The 20,297-nt window shown below is 54.0% G+C and carries 24 protein-coding genes; 15 read left to right on the top strand and 9 right to left on the bottom strand.

Annotation, left to right across the window (positions count from 1 at the left end; translation table 11 throughout):
• Window positions 1-2: 2 nt before the first annotated feature.
• A complete protein-coding gene (gene flgB / locus EL29_RS04900) occupies window positions 3-416 on the bottom strand; it encodes a flagellar basal body rod protein FlgB (RefSeq protein ID WP_015700561.1) in 414 nt (137 codons plus the stop codon).
• A 153-nt stretch (window positions 417-569) separates the two neighbouring features.
• Here flgB and flgA point away from each other — a divergent pair, with 153 nt between their 5' ends.
• The 3 genes from flgA to EL29_RS04885 all read left to right on the top strand — a co-directional run bounded on the left by flgA (window position 570) and on the right by EL29_RS04885 (window position 2,072).
• On the top strand, window positions 570-1,229 hold the full coding sequence (gene flgA / locus EL29_RS04895; RefSeq protein WP_013025346.1) for a flagellar basal body P-ring formation chaperone FlgA: 660 nt from the start codon (window positions 570-572) through the stop codon (window positions 1,227-1,229).
• A gap of 103 nt (window positions 1,230-1,332) precedes the next feature.
• On the top strand, window positions 1,333-1,635 hold the full coding sequence (gene flgM, locus EL29_RS04890) for a flagellar biosynthesis anti-sigma factor FlgM (protein WP_015700562.1): 303 nt from the start codon (window positions 1,333-1,335) through the stop codon (window positions 1,633-1,635).
• 5 nt (window positions 1,636-1,640) lie between these two features.
• Entirely contained in the window at window positions 1,641-2,072 is a 432-nt protein-coding gene (locus EL29_RS04885) for a flagellar protein FlgN (protein WP_013025344.1), read from the top strand.
• Between the two features lie 370 nt (window positions 2,073-2,442).
• Here the strand turns inward: EL29_RS04885 and EL29_RS04880 are convergent, their stop codons facing one another.
• The 5 genes from EL29_RS04880 to rimJ all read right to left on the bottom strand — a co-directional run bounded on the left by EL29_RS04880 (window position 2,443) and on the right by rimJ (window position 8,318).
• Entirely contained in the window at window positions 2,443-4,134 is a 1,692-nt protein-coding gene (locus EL29_RS04880; protein WP_019105711.1) for a methyl-accepting chemotaxis protein, read from the bottom strand.
• Window positions 4,135-4,490: 356 nt separating this feature from the next.
• A complete protein-coding gene (gene murJ, locus EL29_RS04875; RefSeq protein ID WP_019105712.1) occupies window positions 4,491-6,029 on the bottom strand; it encodes a murein biosynthesis integral membrane protein MurJ in 1,539 nt (512 codons plus the stop codon).
• Between the two features lie 120 nt (window positions 6,030-6,149).
• The gene (locus EL29_RS04870; RefSeq protein ID WP_014606139.1) at window positions 6,150-7,070 is read right to left on the bottom strand and encodes a Gfo/Idh/MocA family protein; all 921 of its coding nucleotides are present in this window, start codon (window positions 7,068-7,070) and stop codon (window positions 6,150-6,152) included.
• The gene (locus EL29_RS04865) at window positions 7,071-7,712 is read right to left on the bottom strand and encodes a DUF480 domain-containing protein (protein ID WP_013025340.1); all 642 of its coding nucleotides are present in this window, start codon (window positions 7,710-7,712) and stop codon (window positions 7,071-7,073) included.
• Window positions 7,713-7,727: 15 nt separating this feature from the next.
• Entirely contained in the window at window positions 7,728-8,318 is a 591-nt protein-coding gene (rimJ, locus tag EL29_RS04860; RefSeq protein ID WP_014606141.1) for a ribosomal protein S5-alanine N-acetyltransferase, read from the bottom strand.
• A gap of 433 nt (window positions 8,319-8,751) precedes the next feature.
• On the opposite strand from rimJ, the gene EL29_RS04855 reads away from it, so the two are divergent.
• The 8 genes from EL29_RS04855 to EL29_RS04820 all read left to right on the top strand — a co-directional run bounded on the left by EL29_RS04855 (window position 8,752) and on the right by EL29_RS04820 (window position 14,403).
• Complete coding sequence (locus tag EL29_RS04855; RefSeq protein ID WP_014593411.1) at window positions 8,752-9,315, top strand: lipoprotein; 564 nt, start codon at window positions 8,752-8,754, stop codon at window positions 9,313-9,315.
• A gap of 156 nt (window positions 9,316-9,471) precedes the next feature.
• On the top strand, window positions 9,472-10,515 hold the full coding sequence (pyrC, locus tag EL29_RS04850; RefSeq protein WP_028715006.1) for a dihydroorotase: 1,044 nt from the start codon (window positions 9,472-9,474) through the stop codon (window positions 10,513-10,515).
• A gap of 62 nt (window positions 10,516-10,577) precedes the next feature.
• Window positions 10,578-10,823 carry a DNA damage-inducible protein I gene (gene dinI / locus EL29_RS04845; protein WP_013025336.1) on the top strand — a complete coding sequence of 82 codons (246 nt, stop codon included), beginning with the start codon at window positions 10,578-10,580 and terminating at the stop codon, window positions 10,821-10,823.
• Window positions 10,824-10,968: 145 nt separating this feature from the next.
• On the top strand, window positions 10,969-11,241 hold the full coding sequence (locus tag EL29_RS04840; protein WP_014606143.1) for a hypothetical protein: 273 nt from the start codon (window positions 10,969-10,971) through the stop codon (window positions 11,239-11,241).
• Between the two features lie 247 nt (window positions 11,242-11,488).
• Window positions 11,489-11,743 (top strand): biofilm formation regulator BssS, encoded by a 255-nt coding sequence (gene bssS / locus EL29_RS04835; RefSeq protein WP_013025334.1) that lies wholly within the window; start codon window positions 11,489-11,491, stop codon window positions 11,741-11,743.
• 96 nt (window positions 11,744-11,839) lie between these two features.
• Window positions 11,840-12,955 carry an N-methyl-L-tryptophan oxidase gene (solA, locus tag EL29_RS04830; protein WP_013025333.1) on the top strand — a complete coding sequence of 372 codons (1,116 nt, stop codon included), beginning with the start codon at window positions 11,840-11,842 and terminating at the stop codon, window positions 12,953-12,955.
• 295 nt (window positions 12,956-13,250) lie between these two features.
• Window positions 13,251-13,826: a cytochrome b gene (locus EL29_RS04825; RefSeq protein ID WP_014593409.1), complete on the top strand. Its 576-nt coding sequence runs from the start codon at window positions 13,251-13,253 to the stop codon at window positions 13,824-13,826.
• A gap of 1 nt (window position 13,827) precedes the next feature.
• Complete coding sequence (locus tag EL29_RS04820; RefSeq protein WP_013025331.1) at window positions 13,828-14,403, top strand: YceI family protein; 576 nt, start codon at window positions 13,828-13,830, stop codon at window positions 14,401-14,403.
• A gap of 38 nt (window positions 14,404-14,441) precedes the next feature.
• Here EL29_RS04820 and trhO read toward each other — a convergent pair whose 3' ends face one another.
• Entirely contained in the window at window positions 14,442-15,491 is a 1,050-nt protein-coding gene (trhO, locus tag EL29_RS04815) for an oxygen-dependent tRNA uridine(34) hydroxylase TrhO (RefSeq protein WP_028715005.1), read from the bottom strand.
• A gap of 260 nt (window positions 15,492-15,751) precedes the next feature.
• Between trhO and lpxL the strand changes: the two genes are divergently transcribed.
• Window positions 15,752-16,675, top strand: a complete 924-nt coding sequence (gene lpxL / locus EL29_RS04810) for a Kdo(2)-lipid IV(A) acyltransferase (protein ID WP_013025329.1) — start codon at window positions 15,752-15,754, stop codon at window positions 16,673-16,675.
• A 26-nt stretch (window positions 16,676-16,701) separates the two neighbouring features.
• Here the strand turns inward: lpxL and EL29_RS04805 are convergent, their stop codons facing one another.
• Window positions 16,702-17,310: a TetR family transcriptional regulator gene (locus EL29_RS04805; protein ID WP_028715004.1), complete on the bottom strand. Its 609-nt coding sequence runs from the start codon at window positions 17,308-17,310 to the stop codon at window positions 16,702-16,704.
• A gap of 114 nt (window positions 17,311-17,424) precedes the next feature.
• Here EL29_RS04805 and EL29_RS04800 point away from each other — a divergent pair, with 114 nt between their 5' ends.
• The 3 genes from EL29_RS04800 to EL29_RS04790 all read left to right on the top strand — a co-directional run bounded on the left by EL29_RS04800 (window position 17,425) and on the right by EL29_RS04790 (window position 19,972).
• Window positions 17,425-18,912, top strand: a complete 1,488-nt coding sequence (locus EL29_RS04800; RefSeq protein ID WP_013025327.1) for an MFS transporter — start codon at window positions 17,425-17,427, stop codon at window positions 18,910-18,912.
• Window positions 18,913-19,056: 144 nt separating this feature from the next.
• Window positions 19,057-19,407, top strand: coding sequence for a DUF3147 family protein (locus tag EL29_RS04795; RefSeq protein WP_028715003.1), 351 nt, complete (start codon window positions 19,057-19,059; stop codon window positions 19,405-19,407).
• A gap of 163 nt (window positions 19,408-19,570) precedes the next feature.
• A complete protein-coding gene (locus EL29_RS04790) occupies window positions 19,571-19,972 on the top strand; it encodes a MysB family protein (RefSeq protein WP_013025325.1) in 402 nt (133 codons plus the stop codon).
• Here the strand turns inward: EL29_RS04790 and EL29_RS04785 are convergent.
• Complete coding sequence (locus tag EL29_RS04785) at window positions 19,963-20,202, bottom strand: YceK/YidQ family lipoprotein (RefSeq protein WP_013025324.1); 240 nt, start codon at window positions 20,200-20,202, stop codon at window positions 19,963-19,965. The two genes, EL29_RS04790 and EL29_RS04785, sit on opposite strands and share 10 nt — an antisense overlap.
• Window positions 20,203-20,297 lie beyond the last annotated feature (95 nt).

The following is a 20,297-nucleotide window of genomic DNA, read 5'->3' as shown; positions in this document are numbered from 1 at the left end:
AATTATTGCCCTTGTAACACGCTCATCATGCCCTTGATCTGGCTACTGATAAGCGTGAGGTCGGTTTGATATTTCAGGCTGTTATCCGCGAACTGCGTACGTTCACGGTCCATATCCACGGTGTTACCGTCGGCTGATGGCTGATCCGGAATGCGATACAGCAAGTCCATTGACGGTGCCGAATTCGTCTGCGCTTCAATGTGGCGCGCCGACGTGACTTTAAGCGCCAGGCTACTGCCTTCAGCACGTCCATTCGCCATTGCCCGATTCAGCTCGCTGGCAAAGTCGATATCCCTGGCCTGATAGCCCGGGGTGTCGGCGTTGGCAATGTTTGATGCCAGAATCTCCTGACGTTGAGCTCGCAGGTTAAGGGCTTCGGTACCGAAATGTAGCGCCGCATCGAGTTTGTCGAGCATGCTTCCTCCGCAAATGAGAATTTCGAGCTGGCAGCTTAATCGGGAAAAAGCAAGAGTCATCGTCTGAATAACGCCTCAAATCGTCGCTATTTTTGCTCTTGAGTTTTTTTTTATGCGCGTACACTCGTTGGCATCATCAGTGAGGAAAAGCACATGCGTGGATATTCAGCCCTGTTAGCAAGCCTGCTGGCCCTGATTGCCCTACCCGTAATGGCAGGCGATTTCAGCGCCCAACTGAGCCAGTTTTTTAAGGCACGCGATCCCCAGCACGCGGCCGGAATGAATGTGGTGATTCGTACGCCGCAGGCCCAGTGGCCAGAATGTGAGGCCCCGCAGTTTACCCTGCCGGGCAACAGCCGGGCCTGGGGCAACATGAGCGTGGCGGCTAACTGTGGTGAGAACCGTCGTTATATTCAGGTCCAGGTTCAGGTAACCGGTGACTATCTGGTCGCAACAAAATTAATTGCCCGTGGCAGCACCGTCAGTAAAGAGGATTTCCGTATTGAAAACGGACGTCTTGATAACCTGCCCCCGCGCACACTGTTCACCGATGAGTCCGTAGCGGATTCGGTGGTCCTGCGTGACATCCAGCCGGGACAACCCGTGAGTCAGTCCATGCTGCGCCAGCCGTGGCGCGTCAAAGCGGGTCAGGACGTGATGGTGGTGGCCAGCGGAGACGGATTTGACGCCAGCGGCGAAGGCAAAGCGTTAAACAACGGTACGATTTCACAGTGGGTTCGGGTGCGTATGGGAAATGGCCAGGTTGTAAGTGGCCGGGTGAGCGATGATGGGAAAATTCTTATAACACTATAAAACATTAAAGAAGCCTGTTTATCTGCCGATAGAAGAATCAGCTAAGCGATTACGCTATTATGATTCAGGTGGCAGACTCCCCTGACTTTACAGGAGCCCGAATATGAGCATCGACAGAACACAACCGACAAAGCCCGCCAGCACTGTGCAAACACGTGACAGCAGCGAGCAACAAACTACCCGCCTGCGTCAGAGCAGCACCACGACTGCTACAACGCCTGCGGCCGCTCAGGTCAGCCTGAGCAGCGCACAAGCACAGCTGATGCAGCCCGGCAGCCAGGACATTAACGTCCAGCGCGTAGAACAATTAAAAACCGCCATTCGCAATGGCGAGTTGAAGATGGATACCGGCAAAATCGCTGATGCGCTGATTGCCGACACTAAGGCGTATTTAGAGGGTAAATAATCCCCATGAGTAATTTGCTGACCACGTTAGATAAGATGCAGGAAGTGCTGGTGTCTCTGGCCATCGTTCTGGATGAAGAGCAACAGCAGCTGTCGTCTGGAATGATCAACAGCAACAACCTGCAGCGTATTACGGAAGACAAGAGCGCGCTGCTGAGTACGTTGAATTATTTAGACGAGATGCGTCGCAGCAACGAGAAAAGTCTGGGTACATCTGCACCTTATCGTGGTCAAAGTGACATGGCGCGCCGCTGGGAAGGTATTCAGCAGCATACGCGTCGGTTACATAACGCAAATACGCACAATGGTATTCTGTTGCAGCATCAAATTACCTTTACCCATGACGCGTTAGACATTTTGAAGCCGCATCAGACGCAGGCGTTTTATGGTCCGGATGGTAAAGGACAGGGCCAGGCAACGTTAAGTCGTAAAGTCTGACCTGTTTTCCTCCCTCCCGGTATCGCGGGCTGCCTCAGCGAATCTGATGCAGGCGTGACCCGGGCAGGCGTAAAAAGCCGTCATCTCGCTGAGAAGATGGCTTTTTTTGTATCCGCTCGCCGAAATTTCCCCTCCTCTGCGCCCTGCGTAACCCTTCTTCTCTCTGCTTCGCGCCTGACGGAATGACGCAATGCACTCACGGGTACGCCAGGCGCATCCCGCGATATTCTCCGCAAGACAGGCGATTCAGCCTGTTCGCCCAAAGGCCTACGGTTGAACGTCTCAGTTATTGCTGTACGACGCTGTGCAGAGTGCCGCCGGACGCGCGTTCACCAGACAGGTAAAACGCGCGCCTTAATCCTTTCCCGGCTTAAAATGCCTCCCAGTTTTCATGTCCACGTTCAGACGGAATGACGGGCGCCACAGCCGCTTTCAGGGTCGCAGGGAGAGTGGCGTTCGCATGTTTCAAAGGCGGGCTTTCAAGTTTGAAAACCGAAACGGCCTGGGTCAGTTTGTCAGCCTGCTCTTCAAGCGAGGCGGCTGCAGCCGAGGCCTGCTCAACCAACGACGCGTTCTGCTGTGTCACATCATCCATCTCGGTAACGGCCAGGCTGACCTGCTGAATGCCCCGGCTCTGCTCATCGGAAGCCGCCGCGATCTCCGAAATGATGTCATTTACCCGACGGAAAGCTTCTACCGTTTCCATCATGGTGCTACCCGCATTGCTGACAAGCGTGGTGCCGCCGTTGATGAGCCCGACCGAAGCAGAAATGAGCCCTTCGATCTCTTTGGCCGCCTGCGCGCTTCGCTGCGCCAGACTGCGCACTTCGCTGGCAACCACGGCGAATCCGCGGCCCTGTTCTCCTGCCCGCGCGGCTTCCACCGCCGCATTTAGCGCAAGAATGTTGGTCTGGAAGGCAATGCTGTTGATGACGCTGGTGATCTCGGCAATCTTTTTCGAACTGCCGGAGATATCGTCCATGGTTTTCACCACGCGATTAACGATGTTCCCGCCCGTATGGGCTTTGTCAGAAGCGTCAGAGGCCAGCTGACAGGCATGGTGAGCATTGTCAGCGTTCTGTTTCACCGTGGCGGTCAGTTGCTCCATGCTTGCCGCTGTCTGTTCCAGTGACGCCGCCTGTTGTTCTGTTCTTGACGAGAGATCGGTATTCCCGGAAGAAATTTCTCCCGCGCTCTGAAGAATGGCAATGGCACCATCGCGCACGGTTCCAACCGTACTCGACAGCGAGGACTGCATCAGTTGAAGACGCGAGAGCAGCAGGCCTGGCTCGTTTCGGCCACAAACGTCAGGCGGTAGCGTCAAGTCACCATGTGCAATCAGGTCGATACGCGAGAGGGATTGCCGTAACGGGGTGATAATGACCTTTTTCAACAGAACAAAAGCCAGGAGTACGATCGTCACCGATGCCACAAAAGCCGCCAGCATCGTGATATAGCCCGTATTCACCTGATCCACCGCATCCTGTTTTATCGCCTGCGACCGCTGATTGCGCATATCAATCGCTTTCATCAACACATCTTTATAAGCTTTATCGAGTCTGTCGGCTTCCGTTTCATCGGCGATGATTTCTTCAAAGCTCCCCTGTTTCGCCGCGTCAATCATCGGCAGCAAACCTTTACGAAGATAATCGCTGAAACGTGCCTGAAGCTGTGTATCAATATCCGCGCCTTCGGGCGATTTGACGGCGCGATGCAGATAAATGTTAAGCCCTTTCTCTGCCTTCTTTAGGCTGACATCTGTTGCAAGTAAATGCGCTTTATAGTTATCCGTGTCCGCAATGCGCGCGGCGGCACCCGCCTGAATAATTTGCAGCCGCGCCGAACGCATATGTGTCGAACTGTCGAGCAGCCCCTGGCGAACCGCAATCTCGTCAGTCGAATCATCCAGCGAGTGTTTGCTCTGGGCAAGAAACCAGGCCGAAAGGCCTATGCCAGAGACGAATAACAGTAAGATGCAGCCAAATACCAGGCTGAATAAAGGAACAAGCTTAAGGTTATGCCAGAGACTCAGCTTGACGTTGTCATTGGCTGTGATGTGCATTTTCGTCCTCTCCTTATGTGATGAACTGTTTATAGTCATCGGCAGGAAAAGGGCAGTTTTTACGATGAAATTGACCTCAGAATCAATTCCTTACAACATGTCATCATTCTCACGTGATGTTTTTAATAAAGCTAAATATCACGTCAACAGACCTGTTTTTTTAACGATTTTTTAGGAAAAAACATCTTACTGTCACAAAGACGTTCAACGTGAATGTCAGGCTGAGCGCGATATTCACGCAGCAGCTTATGACGTTCACTGTCGCCTTGGGTTAAACAACAAAAAGGCCGCAACGTGCGCCGTTGCGGCCTTGCTTACAGGTGACGCGCCGAATGAGGTTCAGCGCAGGTTGATATTCAGACGGTTGTGCGCCGTGCGTAATCCCGCAGGCGAAAACCCATCAGCCCCAGGGCCAGGAAGTAGGCTCCCCCGCCTACCGCACAGACTAATGCGAGTCGCAGCAGGCGCCAGAGCATATTCCCTTGTTCCCAGACGGGCATCCAGTACAGCATGCCAAACAGCGCGGCTGCCATTATCGCGACGGCCACCAGTAAGCGCAGCAGGAAACCCAGCCAGCCCGGCTGCGGCTGGAAGATCGCCTTTTTGCGCAACTGCCAGTAAAGCAGTGCAGCATTGAGGCAGGCCCCCAGACCAATCGAGAGCGCGAGGCCAGCATGCTTAAGGGGGCCGATAAAGGCCAGGTTCATGAGCTGAGTCACGATCAGCGTGATAATGGCAATTTTGACCGGGGTTTTAATGTCCTGGCGCGAATAAAATCCCGGTGCCAGGACTTTCACGACAATCAGCCCCATCAGCCCGACCGAATAGGCAACAAGCGCGCGCTGGGTCATGGCGGCATCGAACGCGGTGAATTTGCCATACTGGAACAGCGCGACAGTCAGGGGACCGGATAACATTCCCAAGGCTACCGCGCTGGGTAACGCCAGCAAAAAGCACAAACGCAGGCCCCAGTCCATTAAGCGTGAATACTCATCGTGATTGCCGCTGGAGAAGCTTTTCGCCAGCGACGGCAACAAGATGGTGCCCAGCGCCACGCCCAACACGCCGGAAGGAAACTCCATCAGACGATCGGCATAGTACATCCAGGAGACAGAGCCCGATACCAGGAAAGAGGCAAAAATGGTGTTGATAATCAGCGAGATTTGACTGACGGAGACGCCCAGGATGGCGGGCCCCATCTGACGCATGACGCGCCACACACCTGCATCACGCAGGTTAAGACGCGGCAGTACCAGCATGCCGAGTTTCTTGAGATGCGGTAACTGATAGCCTAACTGCAGCAGTCCACCCACGACGACGGCCCACGCCAGCGCCATCACTGGCGGATGGAAATGCGGCGCCGCAAACAGGGCAAAACCAATCATGCTGACGTTCAGCAGCGTGGGCGCAAAAGCCGGTACGGAAAAACGGTTCCAGGTGTTAAGTATTGCCCCGGCCAGGGAAGCAAGGGAGATCAACAGAATATAGGGAAAGGTGACGCGCAGCAGCGCGCTGGTCAGGGCGAATTTATCCGCCGTATCCGCGAATCCCGGCGCAGTGACCAGAATGACCCAGGGCGCGGCAACCATTCCCGCAACCGTCACAACAGCCAATGCCAGCGTCAGCAGCCCCGATACGTAGGCAACAAACAACCGCGTCGCCTCTTCTCCCTGCTTGCTCTTGTACTCGGCTAAAATAGGCACAAAAGCCTGCGAGAATGCGCCTTCCGCAAAAATGCGTCGCAGCAGATTCGGTAGTTTAAAGGCAACAAAGAAGGCATCGGTAGCCATACCGGCCCCGAATACGCGCGCCACAATGGCATCACGGGCGAAGCCCAGCACGCGGGAAAACAGCGTCATGGAACTGACCGCTGCCAGCGATTTCAACAAATTCATAATTGACGGGGCATCCTGAAAAAAATCGGCAAATGCGTGACTTAGCACGGGTTATGTCACATCTCGGCCGTTAGTCTACTGCCATCGCGCGAAATGACCAGTGCTGAGTGTTACAAGGCGTTATTCCCGTTCGGCATCGCGCCACATCGATTCGACCACGCGTTGCGCCAGCAGGGCCTGCTCGCCACTGGTCTCCGGCTTTGTCTGATTTTCGACACACTGGATAAAATGCTCTGCGGCCCCGACGAATCCGCGCTGGGCCAGATGGCTCTGCCAGGAGGGAGAAGGCGTGATCACCACCCCCGCCCCTCGCTCCACTTGCCCGTCGCGCATATCATGAATATCAATGCATTGGCCATCGCCTATGGCGCTGACGCGTTCGCGCTGGCTTCCTGCCCGACGATGCATGCTGGTTGTGACCTGCAACTGTCCGGCATTGAAATGGTGCTCCGCATACAGCATCTGTCCCTGCTCATTGGTCAAGATGTGCCCCTGACGCGGAAGCGAACGTCCCCCGGCCAGCCACAAGGCGGTGTCGACAACATGGAGATAATCATCCAGTAACGTGAAGCGCAGATCCTGTGGACCCACGCTGTCGCTGCGGTGTTTCTCAACACGCAGCGAAGCAACCGATGCCATCTCGTCTTTGAGCTGCTGATAGGCGGGCGCAAAACGGCGATTAAAGGCCACCATCAGTCGGCGCTGTTTCTTTTCGGCCAGCGTAACAAGCGCCTCGGCCTGACTCAGGTTTTCTGCCAGCGGCTTATCGACACAGACGTCTTTTCCCGCCTGCAGCAGTGCATGCACGACCTCGTAATGACTGGCCGTACTGGTATGAACAAACACGGCATCACAGGCGGCCGCCAGGGCATTCAGCGTGCTGAAACAGGGGATCCGGTAACGTTCGCACACGACCTGCGCGTTCGCCTGGTTCGGCGAAAATGCCCCCACTAACTGCCAGGCACGCGCCTGCGATAATACGGGCAGCCAGGCCTTTTGCGCGATGCCGCCTAAGCCGACCACACCAATACGAATCGTCATTTAGTGTTCTCTTTCCTGTAGCAGCGCCAGCTGCGCCTGTAAGTCTGCCACCTGCTGCTCCAGCGCGACGACGCGTTCCAGTAGGGCGACATCATGTGTGACTGCGTCAACCTGCGTCGGTGCGGGCGCTACCTCGCCGGCCAACAAGTGCATAAAACGGCTTTCACGCTTGCCGGGCTCACGGGCCAGGCGTACAACCATCGGGCCGTCATCGCGTGACGCCAGCCCTTCCAGGGTCTGTTCGACTTCAGCCACGTCGGCAAACTCGTGCAGGCGTCCGCTTCGCGTGCGCAGTTCACCCGGCGTCTGCGCGCCGCGCAGGAACAGAAGCGTCAGAACGGCTACTTCTGCACGGCTGAGCTGCAGATGTCCAAATGCCGAATTGCAGAAGCGCTGCTCATATTTAACGACCCGCTGGCCGAAGCCACTGTTTGCCGTCACCAGGTGTTTTTTAACCAGCTGGTCGAGCTCATTCTGGACATCGCTTTCGCTCAGTTCCATCACCGGCTCGCGGTTTGACTTCTGATTGCAGGCGTTAACCACCGCGTTCAACGAAAGCGGGTACTGTTCCGGCGTGGTCACCTGTTTTTCCAGCAGGCAACCTAACACGCGCAGAGCCTGCACCGACAAGGCTATCTTCATTTACTACTCCTCGGGTTATCCACGACGGTTGGGCGTCCATTCTTTGCAGGTCAACGCCGTCAGGACATGATCCTGCCACTCGCCATTAATCATTAAATAATTTTTAGCATATCCCTCTTTTTCAAACCCGAGGCGCGCCAGCAGATCGCCACTACGCTGGTTGTGCGGCATATAGTTAGCCATGATGCGATGAATATACTGTTGCCGCTGCATATAACGAATCGCCGACTGCAGCGCCTCAAACATCATGCCCTGCCCCTGCCATTTTTCGCCGAGGGAATACCCAAGGTAACAGGCATGAAAGGCCCCGCGCAGGACATTGCTGAAGTTAGCCACGCCGCGTACCTCGGTTTCGTTGCTGTCCATCAGCACAAAATAGAAAGCCGATCCCTGTTTATGCATATCCGCAATCAGGCCGAGCCGCGCCTGCCAGCCAGAGGGATAACAATGGCTGTCATCGCGAACCGGTTCCCACGGCCTGAGAAAATCGCGATTTTCCGCATAGTAATCCGCTAACCGCCACGCATCGCGTTCGTGAACCAGTCTTACCACCAGCCGCTCGGTCGTGAGTCTCACCCTCAGCGCGGCAGAACGATAGCCAAACATCATCTCTCCTGAAATCCATGGCGGGAAGGAAATGCCAGTCTTTGATAACGTTCACTATAACCGTCGCCAGGTCTGCGGTAAAACGTTACGCGCGCAATCACAGACGGGCTGACCGTTTATGCTCCTGTGCGCTGACAGTGAAACCGCTCTTAACTGTTTCACTGCAGTCTGCGCGACACAAAAGACGCGTCGCGTCCCCTGTCCTGCACGTGAACAGTTGCCCTTGCTGGCATGGGTGGGTTAGCCGTCACTGATCACGATGCCTGACCTGCCGGACGAGGCCTGGCTGACCCGGCGATCGCCGGCGAAGGGCGGCCAGCCCTGCAGCGAAAGGCACGTTCGGTTACTCTAACTCAGCCCATTCCTGATGACAGACTGCACGCATTAGGGCAGGCTATGCCCTGATCTACTTTTTCATTTAAACGAGGGAATTATGAAGAAGGCTTTTCACGGGCTGATTGCCCTGTTTTTCGCGGTATTGCTGAGCGGCTGTAATCAGTTAACCCAGTACACCATCAGCGAGCAGGAGGTCAATCAGGCGCTGCAAAAACACAATAATTTCGAAAAAGACGTTGGCGTCTCAGGGCTGGTGAATGCCCATATTGTCCTGAATAACCTGACCAGTCAGATTGGTCGCGAAGAGCCGGGTAAAGTAACGTTATCAGGTAATGCGAAAATCAACGTGTCTTCGCTGTTTGGTCCACAACAGGCCGATATGCAGCTGAAGATGCGTGCGCAACCGGTGTTCGACAAACAGCAGGGTGCGATTTATCTGCGCGATATGGAAATTGTGGATGCACAGGTTCAGCCAGACAAGATGGCGTCCATCATGAAAACGCTGACGCCCTACCTGAATCAATCGCTGAAAAGCTATTTTGACCAGCAGCCTGCCTATGTGCTGAGTGCCGATCGCAGTAAAGCCGAATCGCTGGCGAAGAAATTTGCTAAAGGGTTGGAAGTGAAGCCAGGCGAGCTGGTGATCCCGTTCACCGATTAGCGCGTTCCGACAAATTTATCGCCTGCCTGATCCGCGCCTTTCGGCGCGGATTGCTTATCAGATGCAAAAACAGGTGCAAACGGTTGCCTGAGTCCTTATGCTTATAACCCGGCCTAAACACGCCATTCGTTTATCCTTCATGCCGGAGCCGTATTAATGACCGCACAACCTCAGCAACTTACTATCCGCCGCCCAGATGACTGGCATATCCATCTTCGTGATGACGAGATGCTTAAAACGGTGCTGCCCTACACCAGCGCGGTGAACGGTCGGGCTATCGTGATGCCCAACCTGGTTCCGCCGGTGGTCAGCGTCGCGGCGGGCGAAGCCTATCGCGACCGCATTCTGGCCGCGTTGCCTGACGGTCATGACTTTACCCCGCTGATGACCTGCTACCTGACCGACTCGTTAGACGCCGAAGAACTGGCGCGCGGTTACCACTCCGGCTTGTTCACTGCGGCCAAGCTCTATCCTGCCCATGCGACAACCAACTCCAGCCACGGCGTGACCAACATTGCGTCAATCGCGTCGGTGCTGGAGCGGATGCAAACGCTGGGCATGCCGCTGTTAGTGCATGGCGAGGTGACTGATTCACATATTGATATCTTTGACCGTGAAGCCCGCTTTATTGAAACGGTGATGGAACCGCTGCGTAAGCAATTCCCTGCGCTGAAAGTCGTGATGGAGCATATTACGACCAAAGATGCCGCAGACTATGTGGAAAGCGCCAATGAAAACCTGGCCGCTACCCTTACCCCCCAGCACCTGATGTTTAACCGCAACCATATGCTGGTGGGCGGAATTCGTCCGCACCTTTACTGCCTGCCCATTCTGAAGCGCAATACGCATCAGCAGGCGTTGCGCAAAGTGGTGGCCAGCGGTCATCCACGTTTCTTCCTGGGTACCGACACCGCGCCTCACCTGAGCCATCTGAAAGAGAGCAGCTGCGGCTGTGCTGGCGTATTCAATGCGCCTACCTCCCTGCCCGCTTATGCCACGGTGTTTGAGGAGATCGGTGCGCTGCCGCATTTTGAAGCGTTCTGTTCAGAGAACGGTCCCCGCTTCTATGGTCTGCCGCTGAACGAAGGCACCATCACGCTGGTGCGTGAGCCCTGGACAGTCGCAGAAACAATTGAAATGGGCTCACATCAGCTGGTGCCTTTCCTGGCCGGTGAAACGCTGAACTGGCGTGTAAAATAATTTCACTTGCCTCCGGCATATTTATACTGTATTTATATACAGTATCTTATACGGAGGCTTTTATGCGTGTTGAAATTACCGTTGCCAAGACCCAACCTCTACCCGCTGGTGCGATAGAAGCCCTGAGCCAGGAACTGTCGCGCCGTATCGATGAACAATTCCCGCAATTCACCAATCACGTCAAAGTGCGTTACGCCACGGCTAACCAGCTAAGCGTGATGGGCGGAGATAAAGAGACGCGTGAACAAATCAGCGAAATCCTGCAACAAACGTGGGAAAGCGCTGACGACTGGTTCATTACCGATTAACCGCCACTGTGCTGTTTTTTGCCGGGTTTCGCCACCCGGTTTTTTTATCTTCATTTAAAGTCTGCCTAACCCCTCTCCCCATCTGGACTCTGAATGATCAATGTCCTATGCTGGCGCTGATCATGCATAAAAGGAGTTGCATCCCATGACTACAGATAAACCCGAAGAAGCGATGACCTTTGGCGAGTTGTTAACGCTGATTGGTGAACAGCAGCGTCGTTTAACGGTGCTGGAAAATGCGTTCTCCAGCCTGATTTTCTGTCTTGATGACCGGGCCAGTCAGTTACTGGTGCATAATCTTTCTCTTGAAGCCCAGAATCAAAACCATGATGAGCAACTGCAGCAGCAGTTTGCGCGCCTGGCCGAAACGTTACAGAAGCGCAGTGGGACAACCGGCGCGGAGACCGCCCTAATCTGACGTGCGGTTAACGCCAGTGATGAACAACTTTTACTGTTTAAATAGGACGATTACCTACCTGTCATTCTGGTATTATATCTTCTCAGCTTTACCGTTTTAGAGACAAACATTCTGCTTTCAGGCGTTCCGTGATACGTTTTAATCAGTAAATCGCTATATTGCTGTTATAATTGTTTCGCAGTGGAAATAAAAAAGCCGCATTGAACCTCATCATGCACTTCGTTTAACGAGTAATAAGGAGGTTATAATGGACAGTCGCAAAGATGTAATTCAGACCCATCCACTGGTGGGCTGGGATATCAGTACTGTTGACAGCTATGATGCGATGATGATCCGCCTGCACTCCCTTTCGTCGCAAGATCAAACAGAAGAAGACGCAGACGTTGGCCCGACTTACTGGCTGACGACTGATGTAGCAAAGCAGTTCATCTCCATTCTTGAAGCCGGTATCGCCAAGATAGAATCTGCCGAGCAAGTAGAACGACTACTAAAGAAGCATTAATACTGCTGCATCAGCAAGGCACCCTCCAGGGTGCCTTTTTTATTGGGCTTTCTGGTATGCTGTTGATTATGTAACCCTTTCAGGAGTTCCATTTTCATGATTTACGATCTTATTGTGGTCGGGAGCGGCTCAGTCGGCGCAGCAGCAGGCTATTACGCCACGCAGGCCGGCCTCTCCGTACTGATGATTGACAGCGCCCATCCGCCTCATACTCAGGGCGCCCACCACGGCGAAAGCCGCCTGATTCGTCATGCTTACGGAGAAGGCGAGCGCTATGTGCCGCTGGTATTGCGTGCGCAGACGTTATGGGATGCGCTTGAGCAGCAGGCTGGCGAGCGCATTATGCACCGGTGCGGCGTCCTGAATATCGCCCCTGCTCACTCCGTGTTTATTCAAAACGTCATCAACAGCGCAAAAGCCTGGCAGCTTCCCGTCGAGATATTACAGGCCGCGGAGGTCAGAAAACGCTGGCCGCAGTTTAACGTCCCCGATGAGTACCTGGGCGTATTTGAGCCACAGTCCGGTTTTTTAAAAAGTGAACAGGCGGTGCGGAGCTGGATTCAGCTGGCGGAAAAACAGGGCTGTGCGCAGCTGTTTAACTGCCCCGTCACGCAAATCAGTCGTGAAGGCGATTTACAGCAGGTCACCACGATTGACGGCATTTACCGTGGGCGAAAAATGCTGGTGAGCGCCGGGACATGGGTCAGCAAACTGGTGCCGGATTTGCCGGTGGCACCAACGCGTAAGGTCTTTGCCTGGTATCAGGCTGATGGTCGTTACAGTGAAAACAATGCCTTTCCCGGATTCACCTGTGAAATGGCCGATGGCAGCCAGTATTATGGTTTCCCTGCCGATAACAACGCCCTGAAGTTAGGCCGCCATGATGGGGGCCAGTTGATGACCCAACCCGAAGATCGCAAACCCTTCGGTAGCCTGGCCGCCGATGGCAGCGAAACATTCCGCTTTTTGCGCCAGTTTTTACCCGGCGTTGGCGTGTGTTTGCACGGGGAAGCCTGCAGTTATGATGTCAGCCCCGATGAAGACTTTATTATCGATACCGTGCCGGGCGATCCTGACCGTCTGGTGATAACGGGCTTAAGCGGACACGGTTTCAAATTTGCCAGCGTTTTAGGCGAGCTTGCCAGTCAGTTTGCGCAGAATCAGCCTTTCAGTTTTGATCTCACACCGTTCAGGCTGTCACGCTTTCAGTAAATAGGGTGCGGCGGCCCGGTTTTACGCGGCGCCGCACTGACATATATTTACACTCCGGTTTTATCTGACGCCCTTCCTGCTGTTATATCCACGTAAACAGGCCCGTTTATCCACTTTTCCACGTCTCAGCGCCCGCGTAAAAAAGCCTTGTTCAATAATATTGTGCTTACGCGCACCGCTACGCGAGCCGATTTCATTAGTACAGGAGATATTTATAGAAAAGTAAGCATTATTGCTTTTGTGTTTCATTGTGTAGATTCTTATTTCTACATATTCTTAAGATACCGCTGCAAAAATGTTGCTAAGAAATTCACCCGGTCGTTATGGATGGCTCTCCATTTTCCTACACTGGTCAATGGCATTGGTTATCTATGCCATGTTCGCCCTGGGATTATGGATGGTTGGGCTGAGCTATTACGATACCTGGTATCACAATGCGCCAGAGATTCATAAGAGCATCGGGGTCATTCTGATGCTGGCCCTGATTATTCGCCTGATATGGCGCGTGGTTTCGCCGCCGCCTAAACCCCTGAGCAGTTATTCCCCTCTTGTGCGCATCACGGCTGTCGTGGCGCACGGATTACTCTATGGCCTGCTGATCGCCATCCTCTTCAGTGGCTATTTAATCTCTACCGCCGACGGCAAACCGGTTTCGGTGTTTGGCTGGTTCTCTCTGCCTGCTGTACTGACCGGCGCGGGCGAACAGGCAGATTTAGCGGGAGATATTCATTTATGGCTGGCCTGGAGCATCGTGATCCTGTCGGTGTTACATGGTCTGGCCGCACTAAAGCACCACTTTATCGATCGCGATATCACCCTGAAAAGGATGCTGGGTCTGGGCATCCGTTCACCCTCTGAAAAGGAAAAATAATATGTTCAAAAAAACGCTTCTGGCCATCACAGGTGCCGGCCTGCTGCTGGGTTCACTGACCGCCAGTGCCGCTGATTACAAAATTGATAAAGAGGGCCAGCACGCCTTTGTACAGTTTCGTATCAAGCACTTAGGCTACAGCTGGCTGTACGGCACCTTTAAAGATTTCGACGGTTCGTTCAGCTTCGATGCCAGTAATCCTTCAGCCGATAAAGTGGATGTGACCATCAACACCAACAGCGTGGACACCAATCATGCCGAGCGTGACAAGCATATTCGCGGTCCTGAATTCCTGAATGTGGCTAAACATCCCACTGCGACCTTTAAATCAACCTCGGTGAAGAAAGACGGCGATAAACTGGCCGTTACAGGGGATTTAACGCTGAATGGCGTGACGAAACCTGTGACGCTGGAAGCCAAAATGATGGGTGAAGGTAAGGATCCGTGGGGCGGCTATCGTGCCGGTTTTGAAGCGGAAGGCGAGATTGCGCTGAAAGACTTTAATATTACTCAGGATCTTGGGCCAGCCTCTCAGAACGTTGAGTTAATCATCTCAGTAGAAGGCGTACGTCAGTAATCTTAAGCCGCCTGAAGCCAGGCTTCAGGCGGCTCCGGCTATTTGCGGGTTGGCGCAGGAATGGTCATGTTCAGCAAGCCACGCGACTTGTTGAAAATTTTATTACCATTCTCACGTCCTGCCCGGCGAGCGCGTTGCTCTTCGGGTGACAGGCGGGCTTCCTCCTGACAGAGCGGGCTACAGCAGTGCTCGTACTTTTCGGCACAACGTTCACACTGGATAAACAGCAGGTGACAGCCGTCATTAACGCAGTTTACGTGGGTGTCACACGGCGTCCCGCACTGGTGGCAGTGGGATAACACATCATCCGAAATACGCTCGCCCATGCGTTCATCAAAGACAAAGTTCTTGCCTTTGAAACGCACCGGAAGATTTTGTTCCCGTGCGCGGCGCGCATACTCAATAATGCCGCCTTCGACGTGATAAACATCTTCGAACCCGTTATGGCGCATCCAGGCGCTGGCTTTTTCACAGCGAATCCCCCCGGTGCAGTACATGACGATTTTTTTATCCTTCTTATCCTTCAGCATGTCCACCGCCATCGGCAACTGGTCACGGAAGGTATCGGCAGGCACCTCAAGCGCATTATCAAAGCGCCCGACTTCATACTCGTAATGATTTCGCATATCCACGAATACCGCATCGGGATCGTCAAGCATAGCGTTCACTTCCGCCGCTTTCAGATAGTTGCCGACGTCGCTGGCATCAAAAGTTTCATCGTCGATGCCGTCCGCGACAATGCGGTCACGTACTTTCAGTCGCAATACCCAAAACGATTTGCCATCGTCGTCGAGCGCGATATTCATACGCAGATGATTTAACGCCGGATCAAAACCGTATAAATAGGCCTTCATCGCCTCGTACTGGCTGGCGGGCACGCTCAGTTGGGCGTTGATGCCTTCGTGCGCAACGTAAATACGCCCAAACACCTTCAATGCGGTTAACCCGAGATAGAGTTCGTCGCGAAACGCTTTTGGATCGGCAATAGTGAAATACTTGTAAAAAGAGACTGTGGTGCGCGGCTCGGTTTCCGCCAGCATGCGCGCCTTCAGCTCTTTATTGGAAACAAGGTTGTGTAACACTGGCATGGTGTTCGTTCCTGTTATCAATAGAAGAAATTTAGCGCGCACATGATACCTGAATTGAAAAAAATGCGAAGCGTATAAGAAAAATTGATAGTTTAACCTGTACATTTTCGCCGGTCCGGGTATTCATACTTCTCTTTTTGCTCCCGACAACAACCTGCGAAATGCTGTAACATTTCAGCAGTGGGAAAAAAATGGCACAATAACCGCAACTGACGAAAAACAGCACCGCTGGTGCACGACGCAGGATAATAATATTTAAGATGACCCAATTGCCCCAATTTTCACGCGCGCTTTTGCATCCCCGCTATTGGTTAACCTGGCTGGGCATAATTCTGTTGTATATCCTGGTATTGCTGCCCTATCCACTACTCTATGCACTTGGTTGCCGTATTGGTCGCCTTGGTATGCGCTTCATGAAGCGACGCGTGGCCATTGCGCGCCGTAATCTGGAGCTCAGCTTTCCCGAGATGCCGGAAGTCGATCGCGAAGCCATGATTAAGCATAACTTTGAATCGGTAGGGATGGGGCTGATTGAAACCGGCATGGCCTGGTTCTGGCCCGACTGGCGCATCCACAAATGGCACAAACCTTCTGGTCTGGAACATATTCAGCAGGCCCATGATAGCCAGCGCGGCGTGCTGTTAATTGGCATGCATTTCTTAACGCTGGAGATCGGTGCTCGCATGTTTGGCATCCATAATCCCGGCATTGGCGTCTACCGGCCTAACGACAATAAATTAATCGACTGGCTGCAGACGCGCGGTCGTATGCGCTCAAATAAAGGGATGTTAGATCGTAAAGATCTCAAAGGCATGATTCGGGCGTTAAAGCGCGGCGATATCATCTGGTACGCGCCCGACCATGATTATGGCCCGCGCAGCAGCGTATTTGTGCCCTTCTTTGGCGTGGAAAAGGCGGCAACAACCGTGGGTACGCATATGCTGATCCGCACCGGTAAACCCGCCGTCATCCCCTTTGTTCCACGTCGCCTGCCCGAAGGACGCGGCTACGAACTGATTATTCTGCCTGACGTCAGCGCGAATTTTCCCCTGACCAGCGACGAAGACACGGCTCTGCGCATGAACAAGGTAGTTGAAGAAGGCGTGCTCATCGCCCCTGAACAGTACATGTGGCTGCACCGCCGTTTCAAAACCCGGCCAGAAGGTGAGCCTTCACGCTATTAGATCCGCTGCTCAGCCGCTGTTCGCGTTTACTGCGAGCAGCGGCTGCCGGGCGATAACGGACTGAACAGTTCCAACGTAATCAGGCGATGAATATGATTATCCGAGGCGGCGATGTCCAGCCCTGGCATGTTGAGTATGCAAAGCCCGTCGAGCCCACAGACCAGACTAATTAGCCGCCAGGCAATATTGTCCGCTTTATCAAGTAGCCTGAACTCACCGGCTTCCTCCCCCGCCTTGATGACGGCGACGGTTTCCTGCTGCCACATCTCCATTGCAACGATATAGGCGCCGCGCATTTCTGCATCGCGTCCTGCCAGGATCTGGGCTTCGCGCCACAACCGAATGTAGGGCTCAAACCGGCCATCATCGCTACCCAGCATGGAGAAGAGTCGCTCACGCCAGCTGGCGTTTTCCGTTACGGTTTCGGTGTCCAGTATTCTTCGGCTCAGGCGAATAAACGCCTGGGACTTAAGCTCGCCAATGCCCGAGAAGTGATGGTGCACCTGACCGACGGCAACCTGCGCCTCTGCGGCGATACGTCTTACCGTCATGGCCGCATAGCCTTCCTGAAGGGCAACGGTCATTGCGGCCTGCAGTATGCCTTCCCGGCGCTCATCCCGACTTAAATAGTTCATCTCAACCTACCTGAAACGGTAAAGCAACGAGTCTAACAAAAAGCTGGACAAGCGTTCAACATTAAGTAGGATCCGTTTTGGACATGTGTTCAACTTTATTTCAAAGGGATTGTAATGCTTCGTCAGTGGGTCGCGTTGGTGATTATCGTCATGCTGTATATCCCGGTCGCAATCGATGCCACGGTGCTGCATGTTGCCGTACCGACGCTGAGCATGACGCTAAACGCCAGTGGCAACCAGCTGCTGTGGATCATTGATATCTACTCACTGGTCATGGCCGGTATGGTGTTACCTATGGGTGCACTGGGCGATCGTATCGGATTTAAACGCCTGCTGATAACGGGTAGCCTGCTGTTCGGCCTGTCATCGCTGGCGGCGGCGCTGGCCCCTTCGGCTGCGTGGCTGATAGCAACCCGCGCGTCACTGGCCATCGGGGCAGCCATGATAATCCCGGCAACGCTTGCCGGGATCCGGACACTGTTTGTTGAAGCGCGCGATCGCAATATTGCGCTGGGCGTCTGGGCCGCCGTCGGTTCCGGTGGTGCCGCGTTTGGCCCGCTGCTTGGCGGTGCCGTACTGGAACATTATGACTGGGGGGCGATTTTTTTCATTAACGTCCCGCTTGTCGTTGTGATGGTTGCGCTCGCCGTCTGGCTGATTCCGGGACAGCCGGGGCGACCGGAGCAAAAACTGAATCTGCCCCATGCGCTGCTGTTGATCGTCGCCATACTGCTGTTGGTCTACAGCGCCAAAACGGCGCTCAAGGGTGATGTATCGCCGTCGCAGATCACGGCAGCCCTGATCGCAGGCGCCGCGATGCTTGCCTTGTTTATCCGTCTTCAACGGCGAGCGGAACAGCCGATGATCGATTTGCAGCTGTTTTGCCATCGCATAATTTTGAGTGGTGTGGTGATGGCCCTGACCGCGATGATCGCATTGGTGGGGTTTGAACTGCTCATGGCGCAGGAGCTGCAGTTTGTTCATGGCTTTACGCCCTTCGAAGCCGGAAAATTTATGTTGCCGGTCATGATTGCCAGCGGCTTCAGCGGCCCCATCGCAGGGATACTGGTCGGCAAGCTGGGTCTGAGGCCGGTCGCAGTTGGCGGCATGGGATTCAGCGGTATCAGCTTTCTGGGGCTGTCGATGCTGGACTTCAGCACCCAGCAGTGGCAGGCCTGGAGCCTGATGGTGCTGCTCGGCTTTAGCGCATCCAGTGCCCTGCTGGCGTCGACCTCTGCCATTATGGCGGCCGCGCCAAAAGAAAAAGCCGCCGCAGCCGGCGCCATTGAAACCATGTCCTATGAGCTGGGTGCCGGACTGGGCATTGCCCTCTTTGGTCTGCTGCTGACCCGTAGCTTTACCGCTTCGATTGTGCTGCCCTCGGCACTGGACCCTGGGCTTGCAGAAAAAGCCTCATCCTCCATCGGTGAGGCCATTAAAGTGGCACAGACGCTGGAGCCTGCACTCGCCGGGGCAACGATTCAGGCGGCAAAAGCGGCCTTTATCACCTCTCACAGCGTGGCGCTGGTCAGCGCGGCTGTGCTGTTACTCCTGCTGGCTGCCGGTATTGGATTTAGCCTGGCAAAGAGCACCCAGAAGTAACCGATGCGTTGCCGCGAACCGGCGCTGCAACGGGAGAACGATCCCGCAGTAACGATCGTGATAATATTCGCGATCGTTACTGCCTGAAGCCCTGTGATCAGGCTGGCGATAGCGCCGCTGAGCGGCTCAACAACGGAAAAATCTATGCTCTGGCTTATCTCTAAATATGCGATAACTGCCCTGATGGTGGTGATTATTTCTGAAGCGGCTAAACGTAGCGATCGCCTGGGTGGGCTCCTGGCCGCCCTGCCGCTTGTCACCATCCTGGTGTTAATCTGGATGAAACTTGAAGGACAGAGCCAGACAAAGATCGCCGCCCATGCCTGGTATACATTCTGGTATGTGGTAACGACCCTGCCGATGTTTATACTCTTCCCGTTTTTGTACCAACGTACCGGCTTCTGGCTCACGCTGGGGCTGAGTTGCCTGATCACGATCGTCCTGTTCATGCTGTGGGCAGGTTTTCTGAAAAGGTTTGGTATTGACCTGTTGTAGGCCAGCAGGTGTTCACACAACACCGAGCTAGAGCAGCTAACGGATGCGATTCAGGACTGGCTGTATGTGCAGAACGTTCGTCCGCTAAAGTGGCCCGACTTTCCCTCCTGAGATTTTCGTCTATTCTTCACTGAAATCACGTTAATCAGGCAAGGAGAGAAGCATGAGTATGTTCACTACACTGGAAGAAGCGATTGATGCTGCGCGTGAAGAGTTTCTCGCCAGCCATCCGGATATTGAGCAAGACGATGCGGCCATCAACCAGTTTGGCCTGCAAAAATATGTGATGCAGGACGGTGACATCATGTGGCAGGCAGAGTTCTTCGAAGACGAAGGGGATTCGGGCGAGTGTTTGCCTGTGCGCAGCAATGAAGCCGCTCAGGCTATCTTTGACGGCGATTTTGATGAGATTGAACTGCGTCAGGAGTGGTTAGCAGAAAATACGCTGCACGAGTGGGATGACGGTGAGTTTCAACTTGAACCTCCGCTGGACAGCGAAGAAGGTAAAGCCGCGGCGCAGGAATGGGAAGACGATAACAGCGACTCTGACCGCAGTTACTCATAAGGTCCATGGCTGGCATCTACCGGAATCAGCAGCGTGTCGACCACCAGTGACAGCGGCAGGTCGAGAATGGTGATAACCCGCCATGCGCCATCACGGATATCCCACTTTACGCCGGGGTAAAACTGATTACCGTGTCCCTGCCCGGGCACGGTGCGGCTGATGATACTGCCACAGCCGCTCAGCGTAACGACGGCGAGGGATAACAGGATGACTTTAGCGAATGTATTCACAATAGCGACTCAGGTTAAACAGGCGCTATTTTAATCATGAGTTGAGCCGGGTTGCCATCCCCATTCGTGCAAAGTGCAAAATAATGTTGCCGTCT

It is taken from the genome of Pantoea ananatis LMG 2665 (genome assembly GCF_000710035.2).
Lineage (GTDB): Bacteria > Pseudomonadota > Gammaproteobacteria > Enterobacterales > Enterobacteriaceae > Pantoea > Pantoea ananatis.
The sequence above is the reverse complement of the archived record's forward strand: the minus strand, read 5'-3'. Positions and strand labels throughout refer to the sequence as shown.

What these genes read in the sequence shown, in the direction of transcription:
- solA (WP_013025333.1), top strand. Translation starts at nt 11,840, where the DNA reads ATGATTTACGATCTTATTGTGGTCGGGAGCGGCTCAGTCGGCGCAGCA.
- EL29_RS04820 (WP_013025331.1), top strand. Translation starts at nt 13,828, where the DNA reads ATGTTCAAAAAAACGCTTCTGGCCATCACAGGTGCCGGCCTGCTGCTG.
- pyrC (WP_028715006.1), top strand. Translation starts at nt 9,472, where the DNA reads ATGACCGCACAACCTCAGCAACTTACTATCCGCCGCCCAGATGACTGG.
- dinI (WP_013025336.1), top strand. Translation starts at nt 10,578, where the DNA reads ATGCGTGTTGAAATTACCGTTGCCAAGACCCAACCTCTACCCGCTGGT.
- EL29_RS04795 (WP_028715003.1), top strand. Translation starts at nt 19,057, where the DNA reads ATGCTCTGGCTTATCTCTAAATATGCGATAACTGCCCTGATGGTGGTG.
- flgM (WP_015700562.1), top strand. Translation starts at nt 1,333, where the DNA reads ATGAGCATCGACAGAACACAACCGACAAAGCCCGCCAGCACTGTGCAA.
- EL29_RS04870 (WP_014606139.1), bottom strand. Translation starts at nt 7,070, where the DNA reads ATGACGATTCGTATTGGTGTGGTCGGCTTAGGCGGCATCGCGCAAAAG.
- flgA (WP_013025346.1), top strand. Translation starts at nt 570, where the DNA reads ATGCGTGGATATTCAGCCCTGTTAGCAAGCCTGCTGGCCCTGATTGCC.
- murJ (WP_019105712.1), bottom strand. Translation starts at nt 6,029, where the DNA reads ATGAATTTGTTGAAATCGCTGGCAGCGGTCAGTTCCATGACGCTGTTT.
- flgB (WP_015700561.1), bottom strand. Translation starts at nt 416, where the DNA reads ATGCTCGACAAACTCGATGCGGCGCTACATTTCGGTACCGAAGCCCTT.
- EL29_RS04805 (WP_028715004.1), bottom strand. Translation starts at nt 17,310, where the DNA reads ATGAACTATTTAAGTCGGGATGAGCGCCGGGAAGGCATACTGCAGGCC.
- EL29_RS04865 (WP_013025340.1), bottom strand. Translation starts at nt 7,712, where the DNA reads ATGAAGATAGCCTTGTCGGTGCAGGCTCTGCGCGTGTTAGGTTGCCTG.
- lpxL (WP_013025329.1), top strand. Translation starts at nt 15,752, where the DNA reads ATGACCCAATTGCCCCAATTTTCACGCGCGCTTTTGCATCCCCGCTAT.
- rimJ (WP_014606141.1), bottom strand. Translation starts at nt 8,318, where the DNA reads ATGTTTGGCTATCGTTCTGCCGCGCTGAGGGTGAGACTCACGACCGAG.
- EL29_RS04790 (WP_013025325.1), top strand. Translation starts at nt 19,571, where the DNA reads ATGAGTATGTTCACTACACTGGAAGAAGCGATTGATGCTGCGCGTGAA.
- EL29_RS04885 (WP_013025344.1), top strand. Translation starts at nt 1,641, where the DNA reads ATGAGTAATTTGCTGACCACGTTAGATAAGATGCAGGAAGTGCTGGTG.
- EL29_RS04840 (WP_014606143.1), top strand. Translation starts at nt 10,969, where the DNA reads ATGACTACAGATAAACCCGAAGAAGCGATGACCTTTGGCGAGTTGTTA.
- EL29_RS04800 (WP_013025327.1), top strand. Translation starts at nt 17,425, where the DNA reads ATGCTTCGTCAGTGGGTCGCGTTGGTGATTATCGTCATGCTGTATATC.
- bssS (WP_013025334.1), top strand. Translation starts at nt 11,489, where the DNA reads ATGGACAGTCGCAAAGATGTAATTCAGACCCATCCACTGGTGGGCTGG.
- trhO (WP_028715005.1), bottom strand. Translation starts at nt 15,491, where the DNA reads ATGCCAGTGTTACACAACCTTGTTTCCAATAAAGAGCTGAAGGCGCGC.
- EL29_RS04880 (WP_019105711.1), bottom strand. Translation starts at nt 4,134, where the DNA reads ATGCACATCACAGCCAATGACAACGTCAAGCTGAGTCTCTGGCATAAC.
- EL29_RS04855 (WP_014593411.1), top strand. Translation starts at nt 8,752, where the DNA reads ATGAAGAAGGCTTTTCACGGGCTGATTGCCCTGTTTTTCGCGGTATTG.
- EL29_RS04825 (WP_014593409.1), top strand. Translation starts at nt 13,251, where the DNA reads ATGTTGCTAAGAAATTCACCCGGTCGTTATGGATGGCTCTCCATTTTC.